We start from the raw sequence: 18,626 nt of genomic DNA on the forward strand, positions 1-18,626 counted from the left end.
CACATGAAAATCGGTATTTTACAAACCGGCCACACCCCCGAAGTGCTGCAGGATGAATTCGGGGATTATGACGAGCTTTTCCCCACGCTGTTGGATGGCAATGGGTTCGAGTTCGTGACCTTTGCCGTCGTGGACGGCACCTTCCCCGATAGTGCAGATGATGCGGATGGATGGGTCATTACCGGGTCTCGTCACGGGGTTTACGAAGCCCTGCCCTGGATTGCGCCGCTGGAAGCGTTGGTGCGCGAGATCCAACAAAGCGGAAAACCGCTGATTGGCGTTTGCTTTGGCCATCAAATCATTGCTCAGGCACTGGGTGGCAAGGTCGAGAAGTTCGCTGGAGGTTGGGCTGTAGGTCGTACTGAATACGAGTATGATGGCAACAAATTATGGCTGAATGCCTGGCATCAGGATCAGGTTGTTGAATTGCCAAAAGAGGCGCGGGTTCTGGGCCGGAATGCCTTCTGCGAAAACGCGATGCTGGCTTATGGGGACACAATCTGGACGGTTCAGGCCCACCCGGAATTCACCAACGGTTTCGTGGCAGGCCTGATGCGGACACGGGGCAAGGGCGTCGTCCCGGAGGATCTGATGCGCGAAGCCGCAAATCGCGAAACCGCTCCGGACGACAACGCCAAAATCGCGCGCCACATGGCCGATTTTCTAAAGAAAGAGAGAGCCTGATGGCTGATTGGACTGATAAACTGCCGGAAGCCGCCAAGGCGTATTTCCATGGACAGAGACTGGACGAAGTTGAATGCATCATTTCAGACCTGCCGGGTATTGCGCGCGGCAAGGCGGTGCCTGCATCAAAATTCGCAAAGCAATCCTATTTCCACCTGCCCGACAGCATCTTCTACCAGACCATCACAGGGGGCTGGGGCGAAGCTGCCGGTGATGACGGGTTCATCGAAAAGGACATGATCCTGAAACCCGATTTCTCGACAACCACCGCCGCACCCTGGACCGGCGACTGGACGCTGCAGGTGATCCACGACGCCTACAACCGGGATGGTGAACCGATCCCATACAGCCCGCGCAACGTGCTGAAACGTGTTGTTCAGCTTTACCACGACAAAGGCTGGAAACCGGTTGTAGCACCCGAGATGGAATTCTTTCTTGTTGCTCCTAATGTCGATCCGGCACAAGGGATCAAGCCAATGATTGGGCGCTCAGGTCGCCCCGCCGCCGCACGGCAGGCCTATTCCATGACGGCGGTGGACGAGTTCGGCCCGGTGATCGACGACATCTATGATTTCGCCGAACATCAGGGGTTCGAGATCGACGGCATCACGCAAGAAGGCGGTGCCGGGCAGTTGGAAATCAATCTGCGCCATGGCAACCCGGTAAAACTCGCTGACGAAGTCTTTTATTTCAAACGTCTGATCCGTGAGGCCGCGCTGCGGCACAATTGTTTCGCCACTTTCATGGCGAAACCGATCGAGGAAGAACCGGGTTCGGCCATGCACATCCATCACTCGATCATCGACATGGAAACCGGGCAGAACATCTTTTCCGGACCACAGGGTGGCGAGACCGACGCCTTTTATCACTTTATCGCCGGGTTGCAGAACCATCTGCCCGCCGGTCTGGCGGTGATGGCACCTTACGTTAACTCCTACCGGCGCTATGTGAAAGATCACGCGGCACCGATAAATCTGGAATGGGCACGGGACAACCGTACCACCGGCATCCGTGTGCCCCTGTCGGGTCCGGAAGCGCGCCGTGTTGAGAACCGCATCGCCGGGATGGACTGCAACCCGTATCTGGGCATCGCGCTGTCGCTGGCCTGCGGTTATCTGGGATTGGTTCAGCAAGAGCGCCCGCGTCGTCAGTTCTATGGCGACGCTTATGAAGGCGAAGGAGATATCCCACAGGTCATGGGAGAAGCGCTGGATCTGTTTGACGAGGCCACTGCCCTGCACGAGGTTCTGGGCCCCGAATTCGCCCGCGTTTACGGCATCGTCAAACGGGCCGAGTACGAAGAGTTCCTGCAGGTCATCTCTCCTTGGGAACGTGAACACCTGCTGATCAACGTCTGAGACCTTCCGTGAACCTGCTCTATTCCAATGACTGCAAGGGTGAGTACCCGGACAGCTGGTATGCTGCGACGGCAAATCCGATGGATCGCTTTCCTGAGTTGCCAGAAGACACCAAAGCGGATGTGTGTGTAGTCGGTGGCGGTTATACAGGGCTGTCCGCGGCTCTCCATCTGGCCGAAGCCGGGTTCGACGTCGTGCTGCTTGAAGCCCACCGTGTCGGCTTTGGCGCGTCAGGCCGAAACGGCGGCCAATTGGGCAGCGCGCAGCGGATGGATCAGGAAGACCTCGAACGTCTTGTTGGCGATGCTGACGCCGCCAAGCTGTGGGATTTGGCCGAAGACGCCAAGGATCTGGTCAAATCCCTGATCGCCAGACACCAGATCGCGTGTGACCTGAAACCCGGGGTCGCCGTCCTGGGCCTGAGCAGATCTGAGCAGAAAGAACTGCATGACCACGCTGGCCATCTTTCTGAGCGGTACGGATATGACCAGATCGAATTGTTGGACGAAAACGCAGGTCACGCGCTTTGCCCATCACCCGCTTACAAGGGCGGGTATCTGGACATGGGTGCGGCACATCTGCACCCTTTGAACTTTGCGTTGGGATTGGCGCAAGCCGCGGCCAAAGCGGGTGTTCGTATCTTTGAAAGCACCGAGGTTATGGGGATTGACGAAACCCAGCCTGCGGTGATCCGAACTGCACACGGCAATGTTCGGGCCGAGCACGTCATTCTGGCCTGCAACGGGTACCTGGGCAATCTTAATCGTTCCGTCGCCGCCAGGGTCATGCCCATCAATAATTTCATCGCGGCCACCGAACCCCTTGGAAAGGACGCCGCGAGGGTTTTGACCCGGGATGTGGCAGTCGCAGATACAAAATTCGTAGTGAACTACTTTCGCCTCAGTGCTGATGGTCGCCTCTTGTTCGGAGGCGGTGAAAGCTATGGCTACCGCTTTCCATCGGATGTCGCCGCCAAGGTCCGCAAACCCATGACCGAGATTTTCCCGCATCTGCAGGACGCGAAAATCGACTATGCGTGGGGTGGAACGCTGGCCATCACCATGCGGCGGATGCCGTATTTGGCCCGTGTCGCACCCAATATCCTTTCAGCTTCGGGATATTCCGGTCACGGTGTCGGCACTGCGACCCATGCCGGGCAACTCATGGCGATGGCCATTCAGGGTCAGGCCGAAGGGTTTGACACGATGGCACGGGTGCCCGCGCTGTCTTTCCCCGGCGGCCCTGCCCTGCGCAATCCGCTGCTTGTGCTGGCCATGACGTGGTTCGCGCTGCGCGACCGGCTTGGGATCTGATCCACCTAAATTGCGACAGATTGGTGAATTTTCGCCAACCGGCGATTGAGGGCTTGGATTGCCCCATGAATAGCTTTACCTTTCCCAAAGACAATATTCGGGAAATCCAAATATGATGCTTCCACCAAACGTTCATGCCGCCGAACCCATCCCCACAGCCGCAAAAGATGCCATTGACGACCTGATGCAGTCGGGCGATCTGTTCCGCTATACCGCACCGCAGGATGCCCCGGTGGCCTTGCTTGAGGCAGAGTTTGCGGAATTGTTGGGCACGAAATACGCCCTTGCGGTGTCGTCCTGCTCGGCCGCGCTGTTTCTGTCGCTCAAGGCGCTTGATCTGCCCCGCGATGCGCGTGTTCTGACCCCGGGCTTCACCTTCGCAGCCGTGCCGTCGTCAATTGTCCACGCCGATTGCATTCCCGTTCTGTGCGAAGTGGGCGAAAACTACCGCATCGACATTGCCGATTTCGAAGCCAAACTGGACAACGTTCAGGCGGTCATCATCAGCCACATGCGTGGGCATACATCCGACATGGATGCGATCATGGCGTTGTGCGACGCTCGCAACATTCCTGTGATTGAGGATGCCGCGCATTCGCTGGGCACCACTTGGCACGGCCGCAATATCGGAACGATCGGAAAGGTCGGGTGTTTCTCGTTCCAATCCTACAAGATGATCAATGCCGGCGAAGGTGGCATCCTGATCACGAATGATGCAGATCTTGTCGCGCGGGCCGTCATCATGTCGGGAGCCTATGAACACAATTGGAAGAAACACAAAGGCCCGCAGGGCGACAACTCACCCGAACTGGAAGAGGCCTTTGCCCGCTGGCAGAACAAGCTGCCGCTGTACAACCTTCGCCTGAGCAACCTCAGCGCCGCCGTGATCCGTCCACAAATTCCGGAACTGGCGCGCCGCGTCCGCGATGGCCTGGCGAACCACGATTATGTGGCCGGTCGCCTGAACACCTCTCCCCATATCGAGGTTCCTGCCCCGCTGCCCCCCGAGCAGCGTGCGCCGGATTCGATCCAATTCAATCTGGTCGGGATGCAGGAACATGAGATCCGCGCCTTTGCCGAAGCATCCGAGGCGCGCGGCGTCAAAGTTCAGGTGTTCGGCCTGAGCGAGGACAATGCCCGCGCCTTCTGGAACTGGCAGTTCCTTCCGGAAACTTTCGATCTGCCCAGGACACGCGAAATGCTGATGAAGGCGTGCGATGTTCGTCTGCCCGTGCGCCTGACGCGCGATGAGCTGGACGTGATTGCAGACATCCTGCTGGCATCGGTTGGCGAAGTGACCGGCCCGATGCCGGTTTATGGAACGTAAAACGACAGCACTTCAAACAAGAAAGGCCCGCATAGCGCGGGCCTTTTTCTTTGTTCGGAACAAATCAGTTCAGCTTGGACAGTTTTTGCTGCAATTCCGCCAGCTGCTTCTTGATGTCCTCCAGATCCTCTTTCGGTTCAGACTTTCCCTCGTCCTTGTCCGGACCGGACCATCCGCCTGACAGCCCACCGGTCATCGCCTTCAGGAAAGCCTGCTGCTGCGCCTGCAATGCATCAAAACCCGGCATCTGAGACATCGGGTTCATGGCACTCATGTTTTCCACCATCTTGCTCTGACTTTCCCGCAGCATCTCGAACGAGCTTTGCAGGAACTGAGGCATCATGCCCCCACCCGGAAGCATATAACTACGGACCAGATCGTTCAGTACATTCACCGGCAGCACATTCTCACCGCGGCTTTCATGTTCGGCAATGATTTGCAGAAGATACTGGCGCGTCAGGTCATCGCCGGTTTTCAGATCAATGATCTGTACTTCGCGCCCGTCACGGATGAAACCCGCGATATCTTCGAGCGTCACGTAATCGCTGGTCTCGGTGTTATACAGCCGACGGCTGGCATAGCGCTTGATCAGCAGCGGTTTTTCTTGGTCCGACACCGGATTCCCTCCCCAAGGATGATGCGTTGCAGCACAGGTTATGCGAGTGCAGCACAAAAAGAAAGGGCAGGTCAATGGACCTGCCCAACGCGATTGCACCTAATGGGAGGGTTGGGTGCGTTTCGCGGACGTTTCTTACTTTGCAGTTGCAGCTTTTTTGGCTGCAGTGGTGACCTCGTTGGTCGCTTTTTTGACGGCGGCGGTTGTTTCTTCCGCAACGTCTTTGCCAGCAGCCATCAGCAGTTCAACCGTTTCGGTCTGAACTTTTTTCGCGATCTCAGCAAAAGCGGCCATGTTTTCAGCAGCAACTTCAGCCGACGCGCTTGCGAAGTCGGTTGCGGCTTTTGCATAATCAGCAGGCTCTGCCTTGGCTTTAGACATCTCGCTCAGCTTGGCCAGGGTGTCCTTGGTCCATTTGTTCGAGATCTCGGCCGATTTCTCAGCAGCTTCCAGAGCAACGCCCGACAGCTTCTCGTTCAGCGAAGCGGTCGATTTGAATGCGCCTTCCATTGCGGTGGTGTCCACCGGGAATGCACCCATCATGTCTTTCATGATCGCGGTAAAGTCTTGGGTCTTTGCCATTGTCCTAATCCTTTTAGCCGGTCCGGGCCCACCCCGGCTTTCATCAGCTTGAGGACAATATGATTGCTGCATCGCAGCATTGCAAGTTTTTTCTTGCTGCAATGCAGAATTTTTTAAGTTTCAAAATGAAATCAGCCGTTTGGCTTAGCAACAACATAGGTTCCAGGTGCGGGGGTAAGGCTGGGGTGCTTCGAATCGCCCGGTTCGCGTGCCGGAACCTGCTTTCCGGACCGCTTCTTCAACCAAGCGTTCCACATGGGCCACCAGGACCCCTCGTGAAAATCAGCTTCTTTCAGCCAGGTGCTAGCGTCCGGCTTCATATCCGGGTTGGTATAGTGGCCATACTTTTTCTTGCTGGGCGGGTTCACGATGCCCGCAATATGACCCGATTCTGAAACCACGAAGGTCTTGGACCGCGAGCCAATTTTCTGCACGCCGCGGTAACAGTCTTTCCATGCCGCGATGTGGTCGGTTTCGCAGGTGATGGCCATCAGAGGCACATCCACGTTTTCGAGTTTCAGCTTGTGCCCCATCAACTCAAAACCGTCGGTGGCGAATTCGTTGCGCTGGCAGAGACCTCGCAGATATTCCACGGCCATTTTTGCCGGCAGGTTAGCACCATCGCCGTTCCAGTAGAGCAAATCAAATGCCGGAGGCACCTCTCCCATCATGTAGCTGCGAATGGCTGGACCATAAACTAGGTCGCGTGATCGCAGGAACGACATGGTGCGCGCCATGATCCACGACCGCAGAACGCCTTCCTTGTTCACTTCTTCTTCGATTCCGTCGATGAAGTCGTTTTGCAGGAATGGCGTGAACTCACCCTGATCGGAAAAATCCGTCAGTGCCGTAAACAGAGTTGCCGACTTGACGGACTTGTCTCCGCGCTGCTTCAGCAAAGACAAAGTCAGGCTCAACGTTGTGCCTGCGATGCAATAGCCCACAGCGTTGACCTGTTTGACCTTGCAGATCTTCTTCACCGTCTCGATTGCCGTCAGGAAACCGTCTTGGACATAATCCTCCATGCCGGTTTCGGCATAGCTTTCATCCGGGTTAACCCAGCTCACGACAAACAGGGTATAGCCCTGCTCGGTGATCCATTTGATCATGCTGTTCTGGGCTTTCAGATCCAGAATATAGAACTTGTTGATCCAGGGCGGGAAAAGAACGATGGGTGTTTCGTAAACCGTTTCGGTCACCGGCTTGTATTGAATCAGTTCCATCATCCGGTTGCGATACACGACCTCACCCGGCGTTGTCGCCAGGTTTCCACCAACCTTGAACGCGCTTTCATCTGCCAGTTTCACGACCAACTCGCCGTCATTGGCCTCAAGGTCTGAAACCAGATTCTCCAACCCCTTAACCAGCGATTGACCTTCGGTCTCGACTGCTTTTTGCAGGGCATCCGGATTGGTCGCCAGAAAATTCGTCGGCGCCATCATGTCAATAATCTGTTGCGAGAAATATTGCAGGCGTCGTTTGTCTTTGGCATCCAGATCATCTACCGACGAAACTGCCTGAGCAATAGCTTCTGCATTTGTCTGATATTGCTGGCGGATCAGGCGGAAATACGGGTTTTTTTCCCAAAGGGGATTGGAAAACCGCTTGTCACCCGATTTGGCCAGCTCGTTTTCGTCTTCTGCTGAGGTTAGCGTTTTCTGCGCTTCGGCAAAGTTCAAAACCGACTTTCCCCAGAATTCTATTTGCTGCTCCAATAACTTGGCGGGGTTTTGCCATGCCTCGGCCCAATACGCCGTTGCTGCTCGTGCAAAAAGCTCTTGATTCGGGCCGTCCAGCGCAGGGGTGTGCGGCTTTTTTGACGCCATAATCTCGATCAGGCGCTTCGAGAGCTGCTCGACCTTTTCCATATTTTCTTTAATTCGTTCAATATGTTCTTCGGACACGTCTGGCATTTGGCCTTCGCTAGTTGTCATTTTAACAATTCCACCCTAACCTCGCTGCTATGCAGAATAACGTCGTGGGTGCTGGGGGGCAAAGCGACGAATGGTCCGAACTCTCAGGCTGACACTCAGGAGGCCCCATTTATGCGCTATATGATGACCTACGACCTCATGGAGTCCATGCGTAACACCAACCAGTGGCTTGGTGCAACCGCAAGCGCGATGGCGTCCTACCCGCTGTTTTCCATGACACCCAACCCGGCGTTCAGCTGGATGGCCGCATGGGGCGAAGTGACTGAACGGACCTTCCAGCGAATGGTTGTCAAACCTGACTGGGGCATTCGAACCTTCACCTGCGAAGACGGCAAGGATCATCTGGTCGAGATCACGACTGTTCTGGAACGCCCCTTTGGCGATCTGGTTCATTTCCGTGTCAACGGCCGGGAAGAACAACCGCGCAAGGTCCTGCTGGTTGCGCCCATGTCCGGCCACTATTCCACGCTGCTGCGCTCGACCGTCAAAAGCCTGCTGGTCAATTGTGAGGTTTACATCACCGATTGGCATAACGCGCGCGATATTCCTGTGTCTGCAGGCAAGTTCGATGTCGAGGATTACACTCTCTACCTTGTGGATTTCATGAAGGAACTCGGGCCGGACACGCATGTCGTGGCGGTGTGTCAGCCCGCCCCGCTGACATTGGCGGCCACTGCCTATCTGGCCGAGGTGGAACCCAAGGCTCAACCCAGTACTCTGACACTGATTGGCGGGCCGGTGGACCCGGACGCAACTCCGACTGACGTTACCGACTTTGGACGACGTGTCACGATGGGTCAGCTGGAAGAGACCATGATTCAACGGGTCGGCTTCAAGTACAAAGGTGTCGGGCGTATGGTCTATCCCGGCCTGCTGCAACTGGCCTCGTTCATGTCGATGAACGCCGATCGCCACTCCAAGGCGTTTTCCGATCAGATTCAACGCGTTACCCGCAACGAAGCCTCGGATCTGGATGCGCATAACCGTTTCTATGATGAATACCTTGCGGTCATGGACATGACGGCCGAATTTTACCTGTCGACGGTCGAACGCGTCTTCAAGAACCGCGAGATTGCGCGCAACGAATTTGTTGTCGCTGGCCACAAGGTTGATATCGGCAAGATTACCGACGTTGCGGTGAAATCGGTCGAAGGTGCGAATGACGATATCTCGGCCCCCGGTCAATGCATTGCTGCACTGGACCTGTGCACCGGCTTGCCAGACAGCAAAAAAGCCAGCCACGTAGAGCCGGGCGCGGGCCATTATGGCATCTTCGCAGGCCGCAGCTGGCGCGACAACATCCGCCCGCTTGTGATTGATTTCATGAACGAAAACAGCCGCAAGAAACGCCGCCGCGCAGCGAATAGCAACAAGGTCGCCTGAAGAACATGGGCGGGCCGACACATGTTGGTCTCGCCTTTTCCTGCATTTGCGGCCAGTTGAAGGGTCAAATCTCGGACCGAGGTGTTCGGCTTGGAACCCATGTCGAGTGTTTTTGTCATGACTGCCGCGCGGCGCAGCTGTTTTTCCGGCAGCCCGACCCGGCCCCCGGCCCGGTTGACATTTTCCAGATGGCACCGGATGAAATCGATTTTACCGCTGGCGGTCAATTCCTTTCGGCCATGAAACTAAGCCCAAATGGTATGCTGAGATGGTACGCCAGCTGCTGCAACGCCCCGTTGGCGACGACGCCACAGACTGCACGTTTACCTTTTGCAGGATTAATTGTCGGCAGGATTACCGGTGATGTTTCCGCATTGGGGCCGGTCACGACCCGCGGGTTTGTCCCTCGACCCAATGGAAAACAAAAACACGAAAAGGTCAGGTTTGCGGCGTTTGGCCTTTTGCACCGCGCCTTGCGATCACGCCTGTCAGGACAGTGGAAGAATACGCCGTTTTTTAACCACGAGACCGGCGAACCTTCAGTGACACCGAATGTGATTTCGAAAGACGAACGCGCAGCGCTTTACCCTTAGTCAAACCGTTGCGGGATATTCAGCCAGGTTTCCAAGGCGTTATTCACGGCATCAGGTGCTTCAAGCGTTAGAAGATGCCCCGCATTTTCGACAACCTTCAACTCTGCCTCCGGTATCAGGTCAGACATGAACGAGTGGCGTTTGACAGGGGTAAGCGTGTCATGCACGCCGCACATGATCAAAGTGGGGGCTTTGATGCGGCGCAACGTTCCCTGTTGGTCGGGCCGGCGCTGCAAGGCACGCATTTGACGAACGAATGTCTCGGCGCCCAGATCATTCGCCATTGTCAAAAGATCATTCAGAATTGGGATTCGCTTTGGCCCCGGCGCCAATGTATCGGTGCCGACCAGTTGGCGCATGATTTCTTCCAGCCGCCCACCCTGAGCGCCAATAATCAGGTCCTCACGACTGGCTGCGATATGAGGTGTATCCGCCTGAGCGTCTGTCGACATCAGACACAGGCGCGACACCCGTTCCGGTGCCCGCCGGATCAACTCCAACGCCACAACACCGCCCATGCTCTGCCCGACCAGGGCAAACCGATGGGGAAGCTGATCCAACATCCCCGAGGCGATTTCTTCGATACGCTCACCTCCGGATATCGGCGCAACGGTGACAGGCCGTGCCCGTGACAGTACCTCGATTTGAGGCCGAAACAGGCGGGCATCACACATCAATCCAGGCAACAACACCAGCGGCTCGATCACGCGGGGGTCTCCATCTGCTCGGTTTTCCGAGTCCTTCCAGTTGTTCTCAGGATGAAAGTTTTGCCGCAGCCGGGCAAGGAAAACTTCATGGGTAGGCGATTGCTCGAAATGCCGGAAAATCGGCGTAACGGGCTTGTCGGGCAGAAAGGTCTTCACCCGGCTCAGTGCCGGGCCTCAACAGACATCCACGCGGAGCAATGTAGCTGTCGATCCGACGATGCGGCCTGGGCCGCCACACAAGGTTGAACGCGCTTAACTTGGGGAAGAACCAGATTTCGGAATACTCCAGATGATCGTGCATCCACCACGCCAGATCCCGCCAATCCCTGCCTTGCGCATATTGATCCGCGAACCACGGGATGACGATGGATGCCCCGGCGATCCGCGCATCCCCTTCCCCGTGATCCCAGATATGGCATTCCAACGGATTATCGTTTCGGGCGCAGTTCAGTTTGTTTTCATTGCCAAACCGGTTCAAGGACGGTGAGCGGTAGCCCGACCTGACGGCGACCCGGCCAAATGTTTCTTCCAAGGGGTCAAGAAGGGTTTCGCAAAACGCGCGACCTGTTTCGATAGCCAGATCCGGGTTGTCCGGAATATTCTGCTTTTGGTGGAAGTTGCCGATTTCCGAATACAGAAAATCACGCATGAAGAAGTGCCGGGACAAGCGGACGCGGCCCAGGGTCTCAAGGCTCCACATGCTGCCCGGCTTACGCATCTTGCATCCTTTTTTCCGATCAGGATTTAATCCACCCCCAAGCCCTTGAGCCACTCCAGTATACCAGCAACGGCCGCGTCGGTTTGACCCGGCGACATCAACCGCCCCGCGATAACGTGTGAAGACGGATCGTCATCCGGCCCCATCGTAACCAGCTTGACCGTTGCCGGAGCGCCCCAGGCCTGAGCCACTTTGTGCGTCCGGTCCGGCCGCACAACCTGATCATCATCCGAAAACCAGAACAAAGCGGGTATCAGGGCCTCAGAGAAATCCAGCGCATAGACCGTATCCACCAGCACGGACATCGGCACGACGGCTTCCCATGGGTAGACCGACGTCCAGTACTTGTTCTTCTCGGGGTCCGGCCCTGACACATCGCGTTCTGGCCCCATGAGAACGGGCAACCAGATCCTTGCCCAAGGTAAGGAAGGCACCCACGCCGCGACGGTATTCACACCAAAGTTCGGCGAGACAAAGACCATGCCAACCACGTCCCGGCTGAGGTCAACATCCAACGCAGCGGCCGCCGCCAGTGTTCCTCCGGTCGAGGTGGAAAGGACGATCACCTTCTCTCCGACCGCACGCGCCGCTGCCAGCCCTTCGGCCATGTCCTGCATCCAGCCCGAGGCAGTACCCTCGGCCATCGCCGGCCCATCCCGACCGTGACCTTGCAACCGCGTGAAAACCAGATTGGCCCCCAAAGCGTCAGCCACCAGATCAGGCACGGGGCGGATTTCCTCAGAACTTGCTGAAAAACCGTGGATGTACAGAACAGAATACGGCGTGCGCTGTTCCTTGAACCCGTCCTGCCAGACCACGCGCTTTTCGACACCTGGAACGATATCATCATAGGCGGACTCGGTGCTTTCAAAATAAACCTGAACACCTTCTCCAAATTTCCGGGAATCAAAAGTCGGGTGCAGGTTCACTTCCTCGCGCGGGCCGAACCAGTAAACCAGGCCGCCGAGAACAACCAGCGCCAGAAGAGCGCGCCCCAGAATCCAACCAAAGCGCCGCATCAGGCTTCTCCCAACACGTCAAGAACCGCGGTCTCGATCAGGCCCAGGCACTTCTCGTCCGAGAAGCGATGATCAGCCCCCTTGACCAACAACAGCCGCATGTCGGGACCCGCAGCATGTTCCAGCAACCGCACGGCTGTTTCGGTCGAAACCGCCGTGTCTGCGGTGCCTTGCAGGAAACGAACCGGGAACGGCAGATCCAGAGCGCCCCGCAGAACCAAATTCTGACGTCCGTCTTCGATCATGCGCTTGGTGATGATATAGGGTTCCATATAGTCGGACGGCAACTCGACATGGCCGACAGTGTTCAACGCGGCTTTTTGTTCGTCGCTGAAAGACGCCCAGTAACCGTCTTCCGTGAAATCCGGCGCGGCGGCGATCGTTACCATGCCTGCAATTCGCTCGGGCATGACCTTGGCCAGCAGCAATGCCTGCCATCCCCCCATCGACGAGCCAACCACAATCAATGGTCCGTCCGTCAATGCAATTACTGCGGCCAATGTGTCCTGATGCCAGTCACCGATACAACCTTCGGTGAACGCGCCCGAGCTTTCGCCGTGGCCGGAATAATCGAACCGCAAGAACGATTGCCCCCGCGCCTGCGCCCAAACTTCCAGATGCACGGCCTTGGTGCCTTCCATGTCCGATTTGAGCCCACCCAGAAAAACGATGGTCGGCCCTGACCCTTCGCTTTTGTGATAAGCCAGTCGCCGCCCCTGAGCCGTTTCCAGAAATTCCGTCGCTGCCATGAAATCCTCTTTCTCTTTGGGGAACATCATGCACGGCAGCTCGATGGTCGCAATTCCTGAATTCGATGTCTCGTTGCGTCAGCCAAAGCACCCTGCAGCACTTGACAGAAATTGCTGCACCTGCCACATCAGCCGAACACACATAACCCGCAACCGGGCGTTCAGTGGGCGCCAAACCGACGAGGAGAGCCGATATGGCCCTGGATTCTCAATCCGTCTCTCTCACCTTTCCCGATGGCAATGCACGTTCCTTCGACGCAGGCGTCACGCCCGCGCAGGTGGCTGCCGATATCTCAACCTCGCTGGCCAAAAAGGCCATCTCGGCCACCGTGGATGGCAAGCACTGGGACCTGCAATGGCCTATCGAATCCGACGCGCAGATCGCCATCCACACCATGAAGGATGAAGTTCAGGCCAATGAACTGATCCGCCACGATCTGGCCCATATCATGGCCCGCGCAGTTCAGGAAATCTGGCCCGCGACCAAGGTCACTATCGGTCCCGTTATCGAAAACGGCTGGTATTATGACTTCGACCGTGAAGAGCCGTTCACGCCGGAAGATCTGGGCCTCATCGAGAAAAAGATGAAAGAGATCATCAACAAGCGTGATCCCGTCACCACCGAGGTCTGGGACCGCGAGCGCGCGATCGAGTTCTACAAAGCCAATAACGAGCCCTACAAGGTCGAACTAATCGAAGCCATTCCCGGCGACGAACCGCTGCGCATGTACTGGCACGGCCACTGGCAGGATCTATGCCGTGGTCCGCACCTGCAACACACCGGCCAGGTTCCGGGGGATGCCTTCAAGCTGATGTCCATCGCCGGCGCATATTGGCGTGGCGACAGCGACCGCGCGATGTTGCAGCGTATCTATGGCGTGGCCTTCACCGGTAAGGAAAAGCTGAAAGCGCACCTGCATATGCTGGAAGAGGCCGCCAAGCGCGACCATCGCAAGCTGGGCCGCGAAATGGACCTGTTCCACATGCAGGAAGAGGCGCCCGGTCAGATTTTCTGGCACCCCAACGGCTGGACGATCTACACTCAGTTGCAGGACTACATGCGCCGCCAGCAGCGCAACGGCGGCTATGTCGAAGTCAACACGCCACAGGTTGTGGACCGCAAACTGTGGGAAGCATCGGGCCATTGGGACAAGTATCAGGAGAACATGTTCATCGTCGAAGTGGACGAGGAGCACGCGCGCGAAAAGGCGATCAACGCGCTCAAGCCGATGAACTGCCCCTGCCATGTGCAGATCTTCAATCAGGGCCTGAAATCCTATCGCGACCTGCCGCTGCGTATGGCTGAGTTTGGCTCGTGCAACCGCTATGAGCCGTCAGGTGCGCTGCACGGTATCATGCGTGTGCGCGGCTTCACCCAGGACGATGGGCACATCTTCTGCACCGAAGACCAGATCGAGTCAGAAACCGCAGAATTCATCCGGTTCCTGTCCCGGATCTACAAGGATTTGGGGTTCGAAAACTTCTCGGTCAAATTCTCGGATCGCCCTGAGAAACGATCGGGGTCGGATGAAGTCTGGGACAAGGCCGAAGCCGCGTTGCTCAGCGCGACACGTGCTGCCGGGATCGAGCCGGAGCTCAACCCCGGCGAAGGCGCCTTTTACGGCCCCAAGCTGGAGTTTGTTCTGACCGACGCGATCGGTCGCGATTGGCAATGCGGTACGCACCAGGTTGACTTCGTGCTGCCCGAGCGTCTGGACGCCACCTATATCGGCGCTGACGGCGGTAAACACCGTCCCGTTATGCTGCATCGCGCAACCTTGGGTTCGTTCGAACGTTTCATCGGTATCCTGATCGAAGAACACGCAGGCAAGCTGCCGTTTTGGCTTGCCCCGCGTCAGGTCGTGGTCGCGTCTATTACCTCTGAGGCGGATGACTATGTCGCCGAAGTGGTCGAAACCCTGCGCGCAGCTGGTGTTCGGGCCGAAGCCGACATTCGCAACGAAAAGATCAACTACAAGGTTCGTGAACATTCGGTCGGCAAGGTTCCGGTCATTCTGGCCGTCGGCCATCGCGAAGTCGACGACCGCACTGTCAGTGTCCGGCGTCTGGGTGAAAAACAGACGCAGGTACAACCGCTTGACGTTGTAACAAACGAGCTGTCGCAGGCAGCCACCCCACCAGATCTGCTGTAACAATCGGCAGGAAATCGCAAGAAATCTGGCCCCCGATTTGGGGCCGGATTGAAACATTTCCCCCTTTATTCATCAAAAACAATGCATTACGCTGCAAGAGGGCACGCCGCCCCTTGACGTGCTTGTGAGACACGGGCTCGTGAATTCAACTCTGTCTACCAAGCTACTACCTTTGTCATTGTCACAAGCAGACATACCCAGTCATCAAGAGGATTACCGAGATGTCGAACACAGCTAAGTCCCTGGTTATCGCAACCGCAGTCGCAGCCGCCGTATCGGGCGCCGCAACCACTGCATCCGCTCAGGCAAAAGAAAAATGCTATGGCGTATCACTGGCCGGTCAGAACGACTGCGCCGCTGGCCCCGGCACCACTTGCGCGGGCACCTCGACCGTTGATTATCAGGGCAACGCATGGACCCTGGTCGATGCAGGCACCTGCGCGGATATCGAACTGCCCGCACAGGCCGACGGCGCACCGCGCAAAGGCTCGCTGGAAGCTCAGGATCGCGACCTGCCGGCATAAGAAGCGCCTGACGAATTCAGGGGGCGGGCACCATCGCCCGCCCCTTCCCTTTCGTGATCAAGGAACTGGCCCATGTTGGATGATGCCCACAGGTCGAACCGCCTGCCCGCAGCTCCGGGCGTAGGTTACAAGCCGCAACACTTCGCTCAGATACTTGAACACGCGCAGCCCGTCGCATGGCTGGAAATTCATGCGGAGAACTATATGGGCGATGGCGGGCGACCTCTGGCGCAGCTGCGCCATCTTTCCGAACAATTCCCGATCTCGGTCCATGGTGTTGGCCTGTCCATTGGCGGCGAAGGCGCACTGGACCCTGATCATCTGGCCCGGCTGAAACAACTGGTGGGTTGGCTGAACCCTGCCAGCTTTTCCGAACACCTGGCCTGGTCCACCCATGACACCCATTTCTACAACGACCTGCTGCCCTTGCCCTATACCGACGCAACTCTGACACGTGTTTGCGATCATATCGATCAGGTGCAGGATACTGTCGGGCGGCAGATGCTGTTGGAAAACCCCTCAAGCTATTTGGCTTTTGAAGAAAGCGCCTGGTCAGAGCCCGACTTTCTGCGCGAAATTGCACGTCGTACCGGATGTGGCTTGTTGCTGGATGTCAATAACGTCTTTGTCTCTGCCACCAATCTGGATTTCTCTCCTCAGGGTTACATCGATGCCTATCCACTGGAAAAAGTGGGGGAAATTCACCTTGGCGGTCATGACGAGGATGAAGACGATCACGGCCACCCGCTGCTGATCGACAGCCACGGGCGTGAAGTCGTCGATCCGGTCTGGGCGTTGTTGGATTATGTGCTGGAACGGACGGGGCCGAAGCCCGTCCTGGTCGAGTGGGACACCGACGTACCGGACTGGCCCGTTTTGCGAGAAGAGGCCGTTCGCGCGCAGACCGCCCTGGAACGGATCCCGGCATGAGCGTTTCGCAATCCGAATTTCGCGCAGCCATGATGGATGCGTCAGCCCCTGTCCCCGAAGGTTTGCTGGACGCCCAGGCGCAGCCAGCCGGTCGTCGGTTCAGCGTCTATCGCAACAATATCGCCGTGTCCTTGACCGAGGCGATGCATCAGGCGTTTCCAGTCATCACCAAGTTGCTGGGCTCTGGGAATATGGATGGGCTGGCCGGGATATTTCTGCGCCAGCACCCGCCATCTTCACCGCTGATGATGTTCTACGGTGAAGCCTTTCCCGAATTTCTCGCTGGAATGCAGCAGCTATCGCATCTTGGTTACTTGCCGGATGTGGCGCGGATGGAACTTGCCTTGCGCAAGTCGTACCACGCCGCCGACAGCCAACCTGCCCCGGCAGAAGCTCTGGCCGTAGACCCCGAACAGGTCATGCGGGCCCGGTTGCGATTTGCCCCTGCCATGCGGGTGATACGTTCAGACTGGCCTATTCACGCGATCTGGCGCTTCAACACCGACGCCGACGCACCGAAACCGGTTGCACGAGCGGAGGATGTGTTGATCACCCGCCCGGAATTCGACCCGGTTGCCCAGCTGCTGCCCGCTGGCGGAGCAGACTGGATAACCCACATACAAGGTGGCGACATGATCGGCGAAGCGTTTGAGAAAACCGCGGCGACGCAACCTGAATTTGACCTTGGAACCACTCTGGCACTGCTTCTACAGGGCGGTGCACTAACTTCTGTGACTATCGAAAGGCTGGAGACATGACTGCCCTGATCTCACTTCACAACAACGTTCTGGGAAAGGTGGACCTTGCGTCCAACTGGCTTACACCAACGCTGGCGCGGCTGGTCTTTGTCGCTGTCCTTCTGGTCTATTACTGGAACTCGGCAATGCTGAAGATCGACGGTTCGATCTTTTCACCTTCGGCAGGTGCCTTCGGTCAGATTTTCCCCAAAGCAGCCGAAGCCGTCCTTTATGACGTATCCCAAATGACATTCTTCCAACGTATCGTCATTTTCTTTGGCACGGTTGCAGAATTCGTCCTTCCTGCGCTGCTGCTTGTCGGTCTGTTCACCCGCCTGGCCGCCTTGGGTATGATCGGTTTCATCTGGGTGCAGACTCTGGTCGACGTTACAGGCCATGGCGTGAAACTGGGCAGCCTGTTCGACGCAGCGCCATCCATTATGGATCAGCGCACGATGTGGACGTTCCTGATGCTGGTGATCGTGATCAACGGTGCGGGCCCCATTTCACTTGATCGGATCCTGCGTCTGAAATGACCTAGAAATGCGCTTTGGGCTGGTCCGGTTTACCCGCTGCCAGCCCAAGCACCCCGGCAACCCCGGCAAATGCAATCGGGAACATGGTGAAGACACCAAATCCGAATGCATAATACATCGCTCCCGCTGAAATGAGCAGCAAGATTCCGGCAAAAAGAGCACGCGCAGGCGCCATCGCCCCCCCGACAATGGCCAACAAAGGCGCAATGATCGACACGGCCTGAATCAGATCAGGGTTGTCTGCCTGCCTCAGAACTCCTTCTATCTCGCCGACGTGATCGATCACGACCACCTTCGCATATCCGAAAAACCCGACGATCATACCGATCAATCCGGCGATAACGCCCAAAATCATGGCGGCATTACGCATTGAACATCCTCACTTTTACATGCAGGCACATAAGCATTCCTTAAGAAATACCAAGCTGCGTTCGTGTTTCGGCTGTCCAGCCCAGAAACAGATCTCCATCTTTCTCGATCAACGGTCGCTTCATCAGGGTGGGATGCTCTTTCAACAGTTCCAAAGGTGTTTTCGCGCGTTGGCTGTCATCCAAACCACGCCATGTTGTGGACCTTGTGTTGAGCAAAGCGTCGCCGAAGGCGGCAAGCGCTTGCGACAACACAGAGTCCGGCACGCCATCGCCGCGGACATCTACAAACTCTGCATTTGGAAACGTTTTCAATGCCTTGCGACAGCTGTCACAAGTCTTCAGTCCATAAAGGCGCATGTATTTTACTGTTCCTGCATTTGATTGCATTTTGG

The 18,626-nt window shown here is 56.8% G+C and carries 20 protein-coding genes; 11 read left to right on the top strand and 9 right to left on the bottom strand.

Translation table 11 applies throughout. The features are described from left to right. Positions 1 to 3 precede the first annotated feature (3 nt). The 4 genes from AC2FJB_RS01635 (at position 4) to AC2FJB_RS01650 (ending at position 4,682) form a co-directional block, all read left to right on the top strand. A complete protein-coding gene (locus AC2FJB_RS01635) occupies positions 4 to 684 on the top strand; it encodes a type 1 glutamine amidotransferase (protein WP_496718637.1) in 681 nt (226 codons plus the stop codon). Further along, on the top strand, positions 684 to 2,042 hold the full coding sequence (locus tag AC2FJB_RS01640; RefSeq protein WP_117868539.1) for a glutamine synthetase family protein: 1,359 nt from the start codon (positions 684 to 686) through the stop codon (positions 2,040 to 2,042). Before AC2FJB_RS01635 ends, AC2FJB_RS01640 begins: the two co-directional genes overlap by 1 nt. A gap of 8 nt (positions 2,043 to 2,050) precedes the next feature. Next, the gene (locus AC2FJB_RS01645) at positions 2,051 to 3,355 is read left to right on the top strand and encodes an NAD(P)/FAD-dependent oxidoreductase (protein WP_496718638.1); all 1,305 of its coding nucleotides are present in this window, start codon (positions 2,051 to 2,053) and stop codon (positions 3,353 to 3,355) included. A gap of 112 nt (positions 3,356 to 3,467) precedes the next feature. Next, positions 3,468 to 4,682 carry a DegT/DnrJ/EryC1/StrS family aminotransferase gene (locus AC2FJB_RS01650; RefSeq protein WP_496718640.1) on the top strand — a complete coding sequence of 405 codons (1,215 nt, stop codon included), beginning with the start codon at positions 3,468 to 3,470 and terminating at the stop codon, positions 4,680 to 4,682. Positions 4,683 to 4,746: 64 nt separating this feature from the next. Here the strand turns inward: AC2FJB_RS01650 and phaR are convergent, their stop codons facing one another. The 3 genes from phaR to AC2FJB_RS01665 form a co-directional block, all read right to left on the bottom strand. Continuing rightward, a complete protein-coding gene (gene phaR, locus AC2FJB_RS01655) occupies positions 4,747 to 5,298 on the bottom strand; it encodes a polyhydroxyalkanoate synthesis repressor PhaR (RefSeq protein WP_117868533.1) in 552 nt (183 codons plus the stop codon). A gap of 135 nt (positions 5,299 to 5,433) precedes the next feature. Beyond that, a complete protein-coding gene (locus tag AC2FJB_RS01660) occupies positions 5,434 to 5,880 on the bottom strand; it encodes a phasin family protein (RefSeq protein WP_117868532.1) in 447 nt (148 codons plus the stop codon). A gap of 131 nt (positions 5,881 to 6,011) precedes the next feature. Next, a complete protein-coding gene (locus AC2FJB_RS01665) occupies positions 6,012 to 7,814 on the bottom strand; it encodes a PHA/PHB synthase family protein (protein WP_299894367.1) in 1,803 nt (600 codons plus the stop codon). Positions 7,815 to 7,925: 111 nt separating this feature from the next. Here AC2FJB_RS01665 and phaZ point away from each other — a divergent pair, with 111 nt between their 5' ends. Further along, positions 7,926 to 9,197 carry a polyhydroxyalkanoate depolymerase gene (gene phaZ / locus AC2FJB_RS01670; protein WP_299636873.1) on the top strand — a complete coding sequence of 424 codons (1,272 nt, stop codon included), beginning with the start codon at positions 7,926 to 7,928 and terminating at the stop codon, positions 9,195 to 9,197. Between the two features lie 5 nt (positions 9,198 to 9,202). Continuing rightward, on the top strand, positions 9,203 to 9,790 hold the full coding sequence (locus tag AC2FJB_RS01675) for a DUF6151 family protein (RefSeq protein WP_496718643.1): 588 nt from the start codon (positions 9,203 to 9,205) through the stop codon (positions 9,788 to 9,790). Here the strand turns inward: AC2FJB_RS01675 and AC2FJB_RS01680 are convergent. The 4 genes from AC2FJB_RS01680 to AC2FJB_RS01695 form a co-directional block, all read right to left on the bottom strand. Further along, positions 9,787 to 10,497, bottom strand: a complete 711-nt coding sequence (locus AC2FJB_RS01680) for an alpha/beta fold hydrolase (protein WP_117872661.1) — start codon at positions 10,495 to 10,497, stop codon at positions 9,787 to 9,789. The two genes, AC2FJB_RS01675 and AC2FJB_RS01680, sit on opposite strands and share 4 nt — an antisense overlap. Positions 10,498 to 10,582: 85 nt before the next feature. Continuing rightward, a complete protein-coding gene (locus AC2FJB_RS01685) occupies positions 10,583 to 11,197 on the bottom strand; it encodes a hypothetical protein (protein ID WP_496718677.1) in 615 nt (204 codons plus the stop codon). A 44-nt stretch (positions 11,198 to 11,241) separates the two neighbouring features. Continuing rightward, positions 11,242 to 12,234, bottom strand: coding sequence for an alpha/beta hydrolase (locus AC2FJB_RS01690; protein WP_496718644.1), 993 nt, complete (start codon positions 12,232 to 12,234; stop codon positions 11,242 to 11,244). Continuing rightward, the gene (locus AC2FJB_RS01695) at positions 12,234 to 12,983 is read right to left on the bottom strand and encodes an alpha/beta fold hydrolase (protein WP_496718678.1); all 750 of its coding nucleotides are present in this window, start codon (positions 12,981 to 12,983) and stop codon (positions 12,234 to 12,236) included. Before AC2FJB_RS01695 ends, AC2FJB_RS01690 begins: the two co-directional genes overlap by 1 nt. A 194-nt stretch (positions 12,984 to 13,177) precedes the next feature. Here AC2FJB_RS01695 and thrS point away from each other — a divergent pair, with 194 nt between their 5' ends. From thrS to AC2FJB_RS01720, 5 genes are all read left to right on the top strand, one after another. Next, complete coding sequence (gene thrS, locus AC2FJB_RS01700) at positions 13,178 to 15,136, top strand: threonine--tRNA ligase (RefSeq protein ID WP_496718645.1); 1,959 nt, start codon at positions 13,178 to 13,180, stop codon at positions 15,134 to 15,136. A gap of 221 nt (positions 15,137 to 15,357) precedes the next feature. Then, positions 15,358 to 15,660 (top strand): BufA1 family periplasmic bufferin-type metallophore, encoded by a 303-nt coding sequence (locus AC2FJB_RS01705; protein WP_117868525.1) that lies wholly within the window; start codon positions 15,358 to 15,360, stop codon positions 15,658 to 15,660. A 72-nt stretch (positions 15,661 to 15,732) separates the two neighbouring features. Beyond that, positions 15,733 to 16,590 (top strand): MNIO family bufferin maturase, encoded by an 858-nt coding sequence (gene bufB, locus AC2FJB_RS01710; protein ID WP_496718648.1) that lies wholly within the window; start codon positions 15,733 to 15,735, stop codon positions 16,588 to 16,590. Continuing rightward, positions 16,587 to 17,348 (top strand): HvfC/BufC N-terminal domain-containing protein, encoded by a 762-nt coding sequence (locus AC2FJB_RS01715; protein ID WP_117868523.1) that lies wholly within the window; start codon positions 16,587 to 16,589, stop codon positions 17,346 to 17,348. The genes bufB and AC2FJB_RS01715 overlap by 4 nt, the downstream gene beginning before the upstream one ends. Next, on the top strand, positions 17,345 to 17,863 hold the full coding sequence (locus tag AC2FJB_RS01720; protein ID WP_299636866.1) for a DoxX family protein: 519 nt from the start codon (positions 17,345 to 17,347) through the stop codon (positions 17,861 to 17,863). The genes AC2FJB_RS01715 and AC2FJB_RS01720 overlap by 4 nt, the downstream gene beginning before the upstream one ends. A 1-nt stretch (position 17,864) precedes the next feature. On the opposite strand, the gene AC2FJB_RS01725 is transcribed toward AC2FJB_RS01720, so the two are convergent. Both AC2FJB_RS01725 and AC2FJB_RS01730 read right to left on the bottom strand, forming a co-directional pair. After that, positions 17,865 to 18,233 carry a hypothetical protein gene (locus AC2FJB_RS01725; RefSeq protein WP_117868521.1) on the bottom strand — a complete coding sequence of 123 codons (369 nt, stop codon included), beginning with the start codon at positions 18,231 to 18,233 and terminating at the stop codon, positions 17,865 to 17,867. Positions 18,234 to 18,273: 40 nt separating this feature from the next. Then, on the bottom strand, positions 18,274 to 18,591 hold the full coding sequence (locus AC2FJB_RS01730) for an ArsC/Spx/MgsR family protein (protein ID WP_496718650.1): 318 nt from the start codon (positions 18,589 to 18,591) through the stop codon (positions 18,274 to 18,276). Positions 18,592 to 18,626 lie beyond the last annotated feature (35 nt).

It is taken from the genome of Ruegeria sp. CDSC085, assembly GCF_059610465.1.

Bases quoted from the DNA above. Each gene is read 5' to 3' on its own strand.
- AC2FJB_RS01635 (WP_496718637.1), top strand. From the start codon at position 4: ATGAAAATCGGTATTTTACAAACCGGCCACACCCCCGAAGTGCTGCAG.
- AC2FJB_RS01640 (WP_117868539.1), top strand. From the start codon at position 684: ATGGCTGATTGGACTGATAAACTGCCGGAAGCCGCCAAGGCGTATTTC.
- AC2FJB_RS01650 (WP_496718640.1), top strand. From the start codon at position 3,468: ATGATGCTTCCACCAAACGTTCATGCCGCCGAACCCATCCCCACAGCC.
- AC2FJB_RS01660 (WP_117868532.1), bottom strand. From the start codon at position 5,880: ATGGCAAAGACCCAAGACTTTACCGCGATCATGAAAGACATGATGGGT.
- AC2FJB_RS01665 (WP_299894367.1), bottom strand. From the start codon at position 7,814: ATGACAACTAGCGAAGGCCAAATGCCAGACGTGTCCGAAGAACATATT.
- phaZ (WP_299636873.1), top strand. From the start codon at position 7,926: ATGCGCTATATGATGACCTACGACCTCATGGAGTCCATGCGTAACACC.
- AC2FJB_RS01675 (WP_496718643.1), top strand. From the start codon at position 9,203: ATGGGCGGGCCGACACATGTTGGTCTCGCCTTTTCCTGCATTTGCGGC.
- AC2FJB_RS01685 (WP_496718677.1), bottom strand. From the start codon at position 11,197: ATGTGGAGCCTTGAGACCCTGGGCCGCGTCCGCTTGTCCCGGCACTTC.
- AC2FJB_RS01690 (WP_496718644.1), bottom strand. From the start codon at position 12,234: ATGCGGCGCTTTGGTTGGATTCTGGGGCGCGCTCTTCTGGCGCTGGTT.
- AC2FJB_RS01695 (WP_496718678.1), bottom strand. From the start codon at position 12,983: ATGGCAGCGACGGAATTTCTGGAAACGGCTCAGGGGCGGCGACTGGCT.
- thrS (WP_496718645.1), top strand. From the start codon at position 13,178: ATGGCCCTGGATTCTCAATCCGTCTCTCTCACCTTTCCCGATGGCAAT.
- AC2FJB_RS01705 (WP_117868525.1), top strand. From the start codon at position 15,358: ATGTCGAACACAGCTAAGTCCCTGGTTATCGCAACCGCAGTCGCAGCC.
- bufB (WP_496718648.1), top strand. From the start codon at position 15,733: ATGTTGGATGATGCCCACAGGTCGAACCGCCTGCCCGCAGCTCCGGGC.
- AC2FJB_RS01715 (WP_117868523.1), top strand. From the start codon at position 16,587: ATGAGCGTTTCGCAATCCGAATTTCGCGCAGCCATGATGGATGCGTCA.
- AC2FJB_RS01720 (WP_299636866.1), top strand. From the start codon at position 17,345: ATGACTGCCCTGATCTCACTTCACAACAACGTTCTGGGAAAGGTGGAC.
- AC2FJB_RS01725 (WP_117868521.1), bottom strand. From the start codon at position 18,233: ATGCGTAATGCCGCCATGATTTTGGGCGTTATCGCCGGATTGATCGGT.
- AC2FJB_RS01730 (WP_496718650.1), bottom strand. From the start codon at position 18,591: ATGCGCCTTTATGGACTGAAGACTTGTGACAGCTGTCGCAAGGCATTG.